The sequence below is a fragment of the Cerasicoccus frondis genome (genome assembly GCA_031296915.1).
Taxonomy (GTDB): domain Bacteria; phylum Verrucomicrobiota; class Verrucomicrobiia; order Opitutales; family Cerasicoccaceae; genus Cerasicoccus; species Cerasicoccus frondis.
The window spans coordinates 17,988-31,640 of the sequence record JAVDPC010000045.1 but is presented as its reverse complement, the minus strand read 5'-3'; the positions used below and the strand labels follow the sequence as shown (position 1 = coordinate 31,640).

6 protein-coding genes are annotated in these 13,653 nt (G+C 54.9%); 2 read left to right on the top strand and 4 right to left on the bottom strand.

Annotated elements, in window-relative coordinates:
- Window positions 1-155: 155 nt before the first annotated feature.
- The 3 genes from RBB63_RS22500 to RBB63_RS22490 form a co-directional block, all read right to left on the bottom strand.
- Window positions 156-1,082 (bottom strand): PstS family phosphate ABC transporter substrate-binding protein, encoded by a 927-nt coding sequence (locus RBB63_RS22500; protein WP_425503940.1) that lies wholly within the window; start codon window positions 1,080-1,082, stop codon window positions 156-158.
- A gap of 235 nt (window positions 1,083-1,317) precedes the next feature.
- Entirely contained in the window at window positions 1,318-3,258 is a 1,941-nt protein-coding gene (locus RBB63_RS22495; RefSeq protein WP_309387605.1) for a formylglycine-generating enzyme family protein, read from the bottom strand.
- On the bottom strand, window positions 3,248-3,571 hold the full coding sequence (locus RBB63_RS22490; protein WP_309387603.1) for a hypothetical protein: 324 nt from the start codon (window positions 3,569-3,571) through the stop codon (window positions 3,248-3,250). Before RBB63_RS22490 ends, RBB63_RS22495 begins: the two co-directional genes overlap by 11 nt.
- Before the next feature lie 333 nt (window positions 3,572-3,904).
- Here RBB63_RS22490 and RBB63_RS22485 point away from each other — a divergent pair, with 333 nt between their 5' ends.
- Together RBB63_RS22485 and RBB63_RS22480 are read left to right on the top strand one after the other, a co-directional pair.
- Window positions 3,905-4,510, top strand: coding sequence for a hypothetical protein (locus RBB63_RS22485; RefSeq protein ID WP_309387601.1), 606 nt, complete (start codon window positions 3,905-3,907; stop codon window positions 4,508-4,510).
- Entirely contained in the window at window positions 4,497-4,700 is a 204-nt protein-coding gene (locus RBB63_RS22480; RefSeq protein WP_309387599.1) for a hypothetical protein, read from the top strand. Before RBB63_RS22485 ends, RBB63_RS22480 begins: the two co-directional genes overlap by 14 nt.
- A 244-nt stretch (window positions 4,701-4,944) precedes the next feature.
- On the opposite strand, the gene RBB63_RS22475 is transcribed toward RBB63_RS22480, so the two are convergent.
- Entirely contained in the window at window positions 4,945-13,566 is an 8,622-nt protein-coding gene (locus RBB63_RS22475) for a PEP-CTERM sorting domain-containing protein (protein ID WP_309387598.1), read from the bottom strand.
- Between the last annotated feature and the right edge of the window lie 87 nt (window positions 13,567-13,653).

Below are 13,653 nucleotides of genomic sequence, written 5' to 3'. Positions count from 1 at the left end.
GGCGGCCTGGTCGTGCCATGAACGTAGAATGATGCATAGTATGGTTTTGCCAAGAACTAAGCTAACGGAACACTAGGGAGTGTCTGGAAACAAGCAGTCCCGGCACAATGGCCGGGACTACTCTAGGACTGACTTTCTGGCTAAAACGGCCTCAGTTAGAGGCCAAGTGACGCCAGCTGCTTTTGGGCAGTATCTGCGCTGACGGGAAAGTATCCATTGTCACTCACCTTTTTCTGGCCCTGCTCGCTGAAGACATAGCGAATGAACTCTGCGTGGAGTGCATTGGGCTCTGAGCCCGGGCGATTGTTGAAGGTAAGGAAAAGATTGCGTGCGAGCGGATAGGTTCCGTTGACAGCATTGGTTTCGTTGGCGGCAATAGGGCTGCCCTTATCAGCCAACGGGGCAACGGCGACGCCTGGCGTCTTGTAGCCAAAGCCGCTGTAGCCAATGCCATAACGATCATTTTCCACGGAGCGCACCACGTCTTCGGAACCCGGCAGTTCGCGGTTGGTGCTCTTGTAGTCGCCCTTGTTGAGGACTTCATCCTTGAAGAAGCCGTAGGTGCCGGAGGCGCTATTGCGGCTGTAGACATTGATTGGCTTGTTTGCCCAGGCGCCCGTCAGGCCGAGGTCGCCCCAGGTCTTAATATCCTGACCATGGCCACGTCGGCGGGTAGAGGAGAAGATCGCATCCAGCTCGGACATCGACAGGCCGCGGTCCTTGATTGGATTGTCCGGGTGGACGTAAACAGCAAGCGCGTCAATGGCGACTGGCATGGAGGTCGGGGCATAGCCAAACTTCTGCTCAAACTTTTCCTTTTCCGCAGGCTTTACGGCGCGGCTCATGGGGCCGAAATCCGAGCGACCCTCGACGAGGGCAGGAATCGCAGTGGACGAACCCTTACCTTCGTGGATCACGCGGATGCCTTCGTGGTAATTGTGGAAGTCGGCCTCCCAGTCGGCGACAATGCCATCCATGGTGTCGGAGCCAATCGAGCGCAGGCGACCGCGGACAACTTGCGCTGGCGCATAATGCGGTAGCGAGGGATAGACCGGCGTGACGGCTGTTGGCGTGGTTGCCATGCTGGAACTGGAGACAGGCTCATCAAAGTAAGACTGCGATTTGGCAGGTTCGCTATAGGAGTTGCTTGGCTCAGTCTGCATGGGCGCCGCAGTAGCTGGTTTGGATGAGCTCTTATTGCTGGAGGTGCTTTCGCTGCAGCCAGCAATGAAGAGGCTGCCGATAGCGCTCAGCATGGCTGTCTGAACGATGCGTGTGATCGGAATGTTTTTCATGACGTTTCGGGTGTGTTGCTGATTACAAATTGCTGACGACGAGGACCGGGCGGAAGCCAATGTACTCGTTGGCGACGACGGGTGATGCTTCGCTGCGGTTTGCACTGCGGGCGAGATATGGATCGTCCATAAACGAACCGCCGCGGACAATTTTCATGGCCAAGTCGACACGGCCTTCTGTTTCAGAGGGGCCTGTCGGGTCGGTCTGTGCGCCATCAGGATATGGCGCGCTCCAATCGGCGGTCCACTCCGATACGTTGCCATGCATGTCGTAGAGGGCCCATTGGTTGGGCTCGCCGACGGAGGCTACGGCGGCAATGGCGTCGAGTCCTTCACCGGTCGGGTCGTAAATATTGGCGTCGCGGCTCGTCAGGCGGTTTGTCCCATTGTTGTATGGACTCTTGGAGCCAGCGCGCGCGGCGTATTCCCACTCGGCTTCAGTGGGCAGACGGTAAACCTCGCCCTCCATATCGCTCAGGCGCTGGCAGAACTCTACTGCTTGCTCCCAAGTAATGCTGTGCATTGGCAGCGTGTGGCCGATGAACTCAGCTTCGCTGCTGTTGATCTTGACGCGATTGCCCATTACGGCGTCCCACTGAGCTTGGGTCACTTCAGTCGCGGCGATGAAAAATCCCTTGGTAATCGTGACTTCGGCCTGCGTTTCATCGATATCACGGAACGCTTCTGTTTCCGGAGAACCACGAGTGTATTGGCCGGGGGGGATATAGCTGAACTTCATGCCGACAGAGTTTGTTTTCGCTTGTCCCGGCTTATAGCGGTTCTGGTAAAGGTAGCTCTTGGCGGTTGTATTGGCTGGGTCCAGCTGAGTGACCTTCTGGTAGTAATCCAGGGCGGCTGGGACGTTGTTGGATGCCGCTGCTTTAGAAGCCAGCTCATTCAGTTTGTTCAACAATTCGGTTTTAATCTGCGGCAGCTTGCTCATTTGAGTGGCCACTTGTTGAACCGCTTGGGTGTAGTTGCCTTGGTCAGCCTGCTTATCCGCGTCTTTAATCGCGTTTTCGATGTTGATCCACAACTGGGTGGGGTAGTTGCGAATGTCGCTTAATCCCGCCTTGTCGATGGCTTGATTGAAGTTGGTTTTGCTCGAAGAAACGGCTGCCCTCCCATAATAGTTCGCCGATTCGTTCCAGAGTTCAGCTGACTTTTTATAATCGCTGGCGCCAAAGGCCTGCAGGGCGGATTGCTGGTTGGCCACGGCGCGGGCCATGTCCATCGCGTCTAGTTCCTCAGCATTTTGCTGGGCGGCAATCTTGGACAATGCCTGTGCGCGCTCGCGGGCAATTTCTGCGGTTGGCTGAGTGACATCGGGCGCCGCTGCTGCCTTCGGTTTTGCCTGTGATACAGGGGGAGGGGCGGGCTGCGCTTTCGCTGGAGCGGCTGGCGCTGCGGCAACTGGAGTAGGCTCGTCCTTGGAGCCTCCCATGGTCATGGCAACCACGCCGCCAATGATAACGACGGCTGCGATTACAGCGATGATTGCGCCCATTGGCAGGCCGGATTTTTTCTGAGGAATCGGGCTCTTGGTGGCGCTTTCACCCGTCTCGCTGATTTTGAGAAATACGGTTTCCCCTTTTTTCGGTTTACCCTGGGCGTCGCCGGAAGTGTTTGATTTAGCCATGGAATGTCGATGTTTGCTGAAAGCGTTTTCGATTGAAATGAGGTCTGCGCCTTGACGGCACATAACGGTGATCAGGCGGTTGTCGGTCCGTGTGAGATACAGGCAGCCCGACGCGTAACGAAGCAGCACGCAGAAACTTTGTGGGTAATAGCTATCAATTGCGTAGAAACAGTTTAGGATCCAAGTGGCGAATTCGGTTCGTTTAATGCGGTTGGCGTAGCTGCCCAAATCCTGGGACATGACCACCCCTTTGACGTCCATGACCACATATCCCTCGACGCCCTTTGTCTTCCCCAGAATATCCCTAATGAAATTAAGCTCCATGGTTGGTGTCCAGAAGGCGTTCCAGCGTGTCATGATGCACCACGCCAACGCGGCGTTCTTTGCACTCTGCAAAGGTAACCGTCTCGTGCGGCTGAATGACCCGCATTTCTTGCATGGCCTCCAGTCCGAGGCTTTGCCCCAGCATTTGGCCGATGCGAATGAAATCCGTTGTAGCCGAGGCCAAGTCGCCATCAGGCGCGCCGCGTGTGGCCGCCACCACTCCGTCTGTTCGCAGCTCGACCATGCTGCGCATGCCGGACTTACTCCGGAGCTTGCGCAGCAACTGGCTTTCGTTGACCGATATTTTATCCATAGATTCGACCTACCGAAACCGAGCTGCGCTTTAAGAGTCCAATCCAAATCGAGCGGTTCACTGAACTTTGACATTCGTAACCGTTCCGACTCAATTGTATTTGATTTAACTACGGGTATTTCTGTAGCATAGGAATGCCGATTGCCCCAGTATTGATGCGAGTTGCGCTTGGTTTACGTGGCTGTCACCTGTTTGTTTCGGTAAAGACATTTAGTGTGCCGAAAGCGTTAAATATAGGGTTCTCCGTGCAATTGGATTCGACTTTAAGGGTCGAAGGCCCAACCTTTTGTGGGGTAAATAACGGAACTGACTTTGATAAATAAATTAAGTGATATGTTAGGTAGGAAAGAGACATTTCGTGAGTTTTCACTTTACGAACTGTTGAGTGAATCAAAGCCCGAGCACCATGAAGGCATTCGTGACCTGTGGGGAAATACTGCGGTGCACTACCTGGTTGTTTTTGGCAAAAAAAAGATCGGTGAGAAGGCGATTCTCTCCGTTGGTCCGAGCCTTGATTATGAGACGTTAGACGACGTTATGGACTTGGTCCTCGATGGCCTCCGCCCGATTGGATACGTCAAGTGCCTCGTGCTGGAACAAATCGCGCGTGAGGGTGTTGCCGCCGAGACTGCGCGCCATATGGAAAAAATACACCGCGAGCAGCGGGAGGCTGAGGAGCATGAGCGCACTCGAGCCATGGAGGCGCGTGATCTGGACGAAGCCTGGAAAATTATCCGTGAGCGTGAGAAGGAATTGGATAACCGCGAGGTGGAACTACGCACCCGCGAGTCCTATATTGAGGAAAGCGAAAACAAGCTTTCTGAAATCGCTCAGTCACACTATGAGGCCGAAAATGAGTTGGCCCAACGCGAAGAGAGTCTGCGAAAGTGGCAACTGCGACTTGAAGCGCGTGAGGCGCTCTTGAGTGCTAAAAGCTAGAGTGCTTTTCCGCACCAGTGGCGTTGGTTTTTCGCTCACAGGCTTCCAGCCCGCCACGCTCAAGCCGCCGCTAAGAGAGTCGCTGACCGTCAATGAGCGCCGCAAGGCGCGGAATGCAGGGGCAGCGATCTCGACTGTTTCGGTTGCATGGTTGTTGAGTGGGATCGTTGGTCGGTGGGTTTCAGGCTGATGGTAATTCATCAGTGTGATATGAATGCCTTCTTTGGTGGAGTGGCTTTGCGCCTTCGCGTGAACCACTCCTATGTAATGATCTCACGCGAAGACGCAAAGGCGCGAAGGATTTCTTACGAGGTGCATACTGACCGAACTCGCTGGACACGAAAAATCATTGTGGTCCGATTTCGCCAAGTTAGGTGAAAAGTGCGCTAAAACTCGATTTGGTAGTTTAATCTTTGTCGGTCGCGATGCGTCCGCTAAGCCGCCTTGCGACGCCGACGCCACCACCAAGCTATTAGCCCGCCACCCAGCGCCATGAGCGCATAGGTTTCGGGTTCTGGCACCGGTGTGAAATTGCTGAGCGTCACTTGATTGGGATTGAAGGAGCTGTCTGCTCCATAGTTGAGCGTAGCGTCCCAACCGCCACCGAGGCTGCGGATGACCGAGCCATTGAGGTCAGTGAAATTACCCGTCAGGAAACTGCTGCTGAGTAGGATGATGCTGTCGCTTCCACTGGGGATATAACCGCTGATGATCTCAAACGAAATGACCCCGCCCAGTATGGCGGAGCCGGTCACGTGGAGCACGTCGTGTTGAGTGCCGGCGACAACTCCGCCGATCTCCATGTAGACTGCTGAATTACTGGAAAGGGTCAGGTTGCCAGTAATGTCCAATTGACCGGTCGCGATATTGCCAGGAGAGATGAAACTATCACTGGTGACGTCGCCAACGATCTGTCCGCTACCGCCGAGGGCGCCGCTGTTGTTGAAAAATTCGCCACTCACTGTGAGCACGCCATCGATTAAGGCCAAAGCGTTGTTGGACTGTGTGAAATTACCGGTTACCGAAGCGCTGCTGAGGCTTTGAATGTTCAGACTGCCGCCGGAATTTTCCACGCTTTCGGAAAAGGTGAGACCGCCGACGCCGCTGGCGACTAACGCGCCCTGGTTGACGAAAGTACTGTCCGAGGTGTTGATGTTCAAGGGCGTGTCGCCAGTGGCTTGGATTGTGCCTGTGTTTTGAATACGCGTAAAGCCAGCGCCGATCTGTCCACCGCCCTGAATTATGTTGTCGCTGTTGACCAGAAGATTGCCCAACTGCGATGCAGAAATACGTGATTGCGGATCATCGCGCAGCGAAATTACACCGCCTCCAGTGAGGGTCGCGCCGCCACTGCCGACAAAAAGGGTGGTGGTGGCGGTGTTGCCCAGAATGCTGAGCTCCTGTTGGTTCTCGATGACGCCTTCGAGAATTAAGGATGCGCCATTAGACACCTCGTATAGCGCGTTGACCGTCAGGTCACGCAGTGTGGTGGTTCCCTGGGCGACGAACTTTCCATTGGTCAAAGGATCGAAGTCATTGTCCGCCGCAAAGAGCACGCCATTTTGCAGTGTGGTGGTCGTGGTGGTGATCAGAGCGTTGTCGCCCACCGAGATATGGCCCACGGTCGCGTCCTCCTGATTAATGATCGTGGAGTTGTTGATCGCCAATGTGTTGTTATCGGCGACATCTATGGAACCCGGGTTGAGGCTGGCGCCGCTGGTGGACCAGTCCATTGTGCTGGCGCCGCCGCTGTTGATCAAGATCTGACCTCGGTTGGTAATGCGCACGCTGTTGACGCCGAAGTTGCCGCCTCCGCTGATCACGTTGTCTTCGTTGATGAGGTGTGCCGTCGTGGAGTTCAGGCCGGATAGACGGGATTGAGGATCGCCGTTGAGGATGACGTTGCCCCCGCCGAAGAGCGTGACTTCCTCGTCTATACGAAGCTGAGTTGCGCCGGTGGTTCCGTTGACGAATACATTGCCAGCGTTGTCGAAAGTATCGTTAAGCGTGAGCGACGTGCCATTGGAGATGTGGATGTCGGAGGTGTTGGCGACATCGGTAAAGGTTGTGGTCGCGTTGACGTAGGTGGCGCCTGCGCCGCTGATTGTGCCGGCTTGAACGCTGCTGGTTTCGCGGAATTCCACAATTGAGCCAGTGTCGGCATGAATGTCGCCGCCCGCGCTTTGGTCAATGACGCCGCCAAGGCTCAACGTGCCGCCGTTTTCCGCGCGGAGCTGTCCGGAGTTGAGAATCGTGCCCGAGCCTGGATCGATGGTCAGTGCAGTGTTGAGGTTGTCGGCAACGATCAATGCGCGGTTATCAATGTTTAGAGTGTTGGCCCCAAAGATCCCGCCACCGCGAATCGTGTTGTTTAAATTGATCAACTGCGAAGTGGTGGACGTGCCGAGAATGCGGGATTGAGGATCGCCATTTAGCAATACTTCGCCGCCGCCATCCAGTGTCACGGTGTTTTCAATCGAGAGTGAGGTCGTGGCCGTTGTGCCGTTGATTTGGAGTGTGCCAAAGTTCTGGTAAACGCCCAAGTCGTCGAGGATGAGCGTTGTGCCATTTTCAAGCGTGATCAGGTTGTTGTTGTGGATACTACCGCTGAGACGGTTGGAGCTGGACGTAACGTTGAGCTGGCTGGTGGCGTCGATATTTAGGTCGCCTGAGAGAATGGAAGCGCCCGCCATTTGCAAGGTGCTGTTGTCGGTTATGGCGACGTTTCCGCCGGATAAAACCGTGCCGCCATCGAGCAGAATCACGCCAGAGTTTTCCGCGAGCACCAGTCCGCTCGTATTGGTGAATGGGGTGTCGTTGATGCGGAGGTGACCGCCATTTGCAGTGACTAGCCCTTCGTTGAGGAAGCCCGCAGTATCGTGTGCGTTGATCTCGAACCAGTTGACGCCATTGGCCTCAAAGACGCCACTGGCCATGTTGTGAAAGCCGAGTGTGCTGGAGCCGATTGAGCCAGCGCCGGAGATGACGTTGTCCACGTTTACGAGGGTGTCTCCAGTGTTGGCGGCAATGATGCGGTTTTGCGGGTCGTCGTCTAAAATAATGTTGCCGCCGCCATCGAGCAACAGGCTGCCGCCGCTTCCGCCAGCGAGCAGGGTGGTCGTTGAGGTCGTGCCCACCAGTTGGATATCGCTCTGGTTCGTATAGGAATCGAGCAGGGCGAAAGTCACCCCATTATTGATAAACAGTTTTGCATTGGAGCTGACATTCGTTGCGCTCCCGGTCGAGCCAAGTATCTGAAAGGAGCCGCCTCCAGTATCCAGAAACGAGCCATCGAAAATGCTGACGTTGTTCAAATTGAACGTGCCGCCACTGACTTCCAGAACGCCGATTGGACCGCTGGAGTCGTCCTGCTTAATGAGGGTGCTGATTATGTCAAAAACGCCGCCGGTAGGAGCGAGGAATACTCCAGTGTTGATGTTGTCTCCCGCTTCGGAGAGGTTCATGCTCAAGTTCCCAGTGGCTTCGATGAGTGATCGGTTCGTGAGCAGCAAACGGTTGTCATTGATGACGCCTCCACCGTGTATGTGGTTGTCCACGTTGGTTAGGCGGTTACCATTTGTAGTTGAAGAAATGCCGTTTTGCGGATCGTTGGTGATTTCCAGTTCGCCACCGCCCGTCAGAGAAATGTTGGCCGCATCGACTTGCAGGCGGGTAGTGGAGGTTGTGCCGTCGATGAGAATCTTACCCTGGTTGTTCACGGTTGCGCCTTCGCTAAGGTTCAAGTAGCCGCTGTTGAGCAGCGTTACTTGACCAGTCGGGTTGATCAATAAATCTCCATTGCTGATCGACGACTGAAAGCTGGACACTTGCATCAGTCCACCGTTTTCAATGGTGACATCGACATCGTCCAGCGTCGCGTTGATCAACACGATGGTCCCGGCATTCTGCGCGGTGAGAGCGCCATGGGAGACGGCGCTGTTGCTGATCTGAAACGTCGACGATGCGCCCGCTATTAATTGACCGGGAGCAATGATTTCTTGGTTCACGAGTTGGCTGCCGGAGAGGGTGACCGAACCGCCGTCGGTGGCGCGGATAATTCCGGAGTTAAAGGAGTCCAAGCCGTTGGTCGTGTCGATGGTGAGGGAGCCGCTTGCCTGATTTTCAATGAGGCCTCGATTGCGCAACACCAGGAGATTGGCGCCCAGGAAACCTGTCATCTTAATCGTATGTTCCGTTTCCTGAATGAGTTCGTCGGTGTTTATTGCGCCCTGAATCCGATTGCTGGTGTCATTGAGCGATTGCAGGAGTCCGCTGCCAGTGAGGGTGATAGAGCCATTGCTGGGTCTAAAATAAGTTGAGCTAGTGGTTCCATCGAGTTGGATCACGCCGTCATTGGTGAGTGTCGTGCCGCCAATCACATCGAAAAATGCGCCATTGGTGATGGTGATTGCGGCGTTGCTGACGTTGTGCAGCAAACCGCCCATACTGCTGGACCCTGTAGCGATGACATTGCTGCTGGCGCTGTTGGTGAAATTGCTGTTGGCGAGAGTGGACGAGGACAGATTAAAGGTGGTTCCGTCAGCCAACTGGACTTCCCCGCCACTAACGCTGGCGCTGGTCATGGTGAAGACTGAGCCGGCCTCGATGTCGATGAGACCGTCGGTGTTGTCGACATCGCCGCTGGTGATGCGCAGGGTTGCTCCGTTTGTTGCACGGAGGATGCCAGTGTTCAGCATGGGTATGCTCGTTGCCGGATCGATGATGAGTGGAGTGGACTGATCGGCGAGGATGAGGCCTCGGTTATCAAAAGAGCCGATGTTGCCAATGATCGTGCCGGAACCGCGGATCGTGTTGTCGAGATTGATCCAGCCGCCGTTCACGTTGGTGCTCGACATGATGTTGCTGGAGTGGTCGCCCAGATTGATCACACCGCCACCTTGTAACGTTGTGGCGGAAGCGCCCGAGCCTCTCAGGTAAGTTCCGACGCCGGTGGCGTTCAAATTAATATCTCCTGCGTTGTTGAGCGTCACGCCTTCATCAAATTGTAGTAAAGTGCCGTTGTTGACGTTAATGACGCCGCCTGCGGGGTTGTTGAAGTTACCGCCGTTGACGTCGACCGTGCCACTGGTAACCGTGATTGTGCCCGTAGTGGAATTCTGCAGGGATACGTTGTTGAGTGAGGAGGTCGCGAGCTCGATTTCCGCACTGGTTCCCGCATCGACTTGCCCGTTGTTGAGGGTGAGCCCGGAAAGCATCAACTTGGAATTATTGTCCACATGAATGAGTCCGCTGGCATTGTTGATCTCGCCGTTGCGCAAGAAGAGGGTCCCACCGTTGGTAGCGCGCATGACGCCCGTATTCACCATCGCGACGCTGGTCGAGGGATCGACAATCAATGAGTTGGATTGGTCCGCAAGGATGAGCGCCTGATTTTCAAACGAGCCCAGGTTATTGATGAGAAAGCCCGAGCCACGAATGGTGTTATCTACATTGATCCAGCCCGTGTTATTTGAGTCGGATGTTAGGTAATTGTTGGCGTTGTCGCTTAGGTTGATTACGCCGCCTCCGGTAATGCTGATGGGGGTGGTTCCAGTGGCGCGTAAGGCGGTGGTGGTGGATGTCGCGTTGATATTCAGGCTGCCGCTGTTAACGAAGTTGATATCGCCGCCCAGATAAAGTGAGTCGCCGTTCTCCACGTTGATCACACCGCCCGCTGGGTTGGTTAAGCTACCGCCAAAGAATGTAGTCGTCCCAGTGATGTCTAATACGGAGGTTGCCGTCAGCGTAGTGATGACTTCGGTGAAGGAGCTGATGCCGTAGCTTTCCCAATGCGAGTTGTCGCCGAGGGATATGCTTCCATTGGCGATGGCTGCAGCGTTTGTTCTCAGGGAGGAGTCGTTGTCGATTACGATTTGGCCATCAGCGTTGTTATAACCGCCTCCCCGAAGTTCCAATATCGCGCCTGCCGTTGAGCGCAGGATGCCAGAGTTGATGAACGTGTAGCTGGTTGAGGGGTCGATGATGAGCGGGGTGGATTGGTCGGCAAGGATCAAACCGCGGTTATCGAAACTGCCAATGCCATTGACGATGCTGCCCGAGCCACGGATGACGTTGTCTTGGTTAATCCAGCCGGCACTTTGGTTGTCGGAATAGATCAAGTTGACGGTATTGTCGCTCAAATTGATTGTGCCGCCTCCGCTTAATGTTGCCGGAATCGAGCCGGTGGCTACGAGGTAGGTGGTGGATGTCGTGCCGTTCAGGTTAATGCTGCCAGCGTTGCTATAAACTCCGCCATTGCCGAAGGCCAGGTAATCGGCGTTGCCAATGTTGATTATACCGCCCAGAGGATTGGCTAGGCTGCCGCCGAGTATATAAGTGGTGCCTTCCACCTCGATGGTGCTGGTGGAGGAGAGGGAGATGTTGATGTCGTTAAATGTCGTTGTCCCGGTGCTGTTCCAGACGGCGTTATCATTGAGCGTAAGCTGGCCATTGGAAACGGTCGCTCCGGTCGTGCTGAGAAATGAATTCTGATCGATGATGATCTGGCCATTCTCGTTGTCGATTGCGCCCGCGCGTAATTGTAGCGTAGCTCCGTTCGTGGCTTGCAGTGTGCCAGAATTCAGGACGGTGTGGCTGCTTGAAGGATCGATGGCGAGCAGGGTGGGTTGGTCGGCGATGATAACGCCACGGTTATCGAAGCTGCCAATGCCGTTCACAATGGTTCCCGAGCCGCGGATGGTATTGTCTTCGTTGATCCAGCCCCCGTTTTGGCTGTCCGCATACATGAGGTTGAATGAGCTGTCGCTCATGTTGATTGTTCCACTGCCGCTAAGCGTGACCGGCGTTGTGCCAGTGGCGACGAGGAACGCCGTGGAGTTTATTGCGTTCAGATTGATGGCGCCGGCATTGTCGAGGGTGACGCCATTGCCGAATGCCAGGTAGTCGGCGTTGTTCACGTTGATGACGCCCCCGAGTGGATTGATCAGGCTGCCGCCGAGTATTATGGTCGTGCCTTCAATATTGGCGACGCTGGCGCTGTTGAGCGTAGTCGCCACGTTGCTGAACGTCGTCGTGCCCAAGCTGTCCCATGTGGCGCCATTTCCGAGTGATAACTGACCGTTGGAAACCGTCACGCCGTTCGTAGTCAGGAAAGAGCCCGCGTCGATATTGATCTGGCCGCCAGTGCTGTCAATTACGCCAGGATATAGCTCTAAGACGCCGCCATTCGTGGCTTGAAGCGTGCCGGAATTTAGGAAGGTGTGGCTACTCGATGGATCAATACGGAGCGGGGTCGACTGATCAGCAATAATCGCACTACGGTTATCGAAGCTGCCAACGTTTAGGACGATTGTGCCGGAGCCGTGGATGGTGTTGTCTACATTGATCCAGCCACCGCTTTGAGAGTCGGCAGTGATGTAATTAGCCGTATTGTCACTCAGGTTGATGACTCCCCCCCCGCTCAGGACTACGGGCGTCGAGCCCGTTGCACTTAAGTAAGTGCTGGAGCCAGAGCTGTTCAGGTTGATGTCGCCAGCATTCTCCAGAGCGATGCCTTCACCGAAAACCAGGTAATGCGTATTATCGACGTTCATGACGCCGCCTGCTGGGTTGGTTAGGCTGCCGCCGCGAAAAGTGGTGGTTCCTTGAATGTCAACTTGGCTGCTTGAGGATAAGTCGGTGTCGACGTCGATGATGTTCGTTGTGCCGAGGCTCTGCCACTTACTGAGGTTATTCAGGATGATCTGCTCGTTGCTGACTGAAGCCGAGGAGGTGATGAAGCTGGAACTGTCACCGATGAAGATCTGACCATCCTGGTTGTTGACGCCGCCATTTTGCAGACGCAATGTTCCGCCTGAAGTTGCACGGAAAATACCAGAGTTTAAGACATCTATGCCGGTGGTCGGATCGATGATGAGGGGAGTCGCTTGGTCAGCCTGAACAATGCCCCGGTTGTCAAAACTGCCTGTGTTATTGACGATTGTGCCCGAGCCGCGAATCAGGTGATCCTCGTTGACCCAACCAGTGGCGTTGCTTTCCGCGTAAATGCGGTTAGTGGAGCTGTCGCTCAGATTAATGGTTCCACCGCCAGCTAAGGTAACCGGTGCGGTTCCAGTGGCTATGAGATTTGCGGTGATCGTATCGGAATTGAGATTGATTGCCCCGGCATTGTTGATGGTTGTGCTGTTCGAAATGCGCAGGCTATCGCCTTGGTCGATGTTAATGGCGCCGCCGAGAGGGTTGTTGAGGACGCCGCCATCGATTGTGGAAGTGGCAGACACGTCGATATTGCCTGTATTGGAATTGTTGACCGTGACGCCATTCAATGTGCTGGTCGAAAGCGCTAGCGTGCCGGAGTCGCCTTGGTTGAATTGGCCATTGAAAACAGTAGCCCCGGTCAGGAAGACGGTGGATGTGGCATCGGTGAAAATCAGTCCGTTGGTGTTGTCGACCGAACCATTCTGTATTTGCAGAGTTGCGCCATTGGCGGCGCTCATGTTGCCCGTATTCACCATGCCCAGGTTTGAGGGGTCGATGATGAGGTTATTCGCGCTATTGTTGGCAATGATCGAGGCTTGGTTTACGAACGATCCTGAGTTGGCGATTAATGTGCCTGCTCCGCTGATGGTGTAGTCCGTATTGAACCAACCGGAAGTAGAGGCGGCGCTTATGCGATTTGAGCTGCTGGTCCCTAGCAGCTCAATCTTTCCGCCACCGGATAGCACCATGGGGGTGGAGCCGCTGGCATAAAGCTGTGTCAGGTTGCCTGTGCTGTTTAAGATGACTGTGCCTGGGCCGGTAATGCCGTCAGCGGCAATCGTCAGTGTGCGGGCATTTTGAATCTGCACGCTGCTGTCACTCGCTACGGCGAGGCTGTTTACGGTGGCGGTGGTTTCGTAGAGGACGTCGTTACCCGTTGGGATTTGGACTTCGTACTGGTCTATGGCGTTGTTGTTGGGCACAACGTCTTGGCTCCAATTGATGGCATTGGACCACTGACCGCCGAGGCTTGGCCCATCCCAGACATTTTCGATGACGGTGGCAGGCAACGCGGTTACGCCGAGGATGGCGTACAGGTGAAAGAACTGTTTTTTCACAGGAAATTGTAGTAATAGGAGTGGTTCCTAAAGCAGCCCGACGAAGAGGCTTAAGTGCAGGAACGATTCACCCTATTAAACTACGCA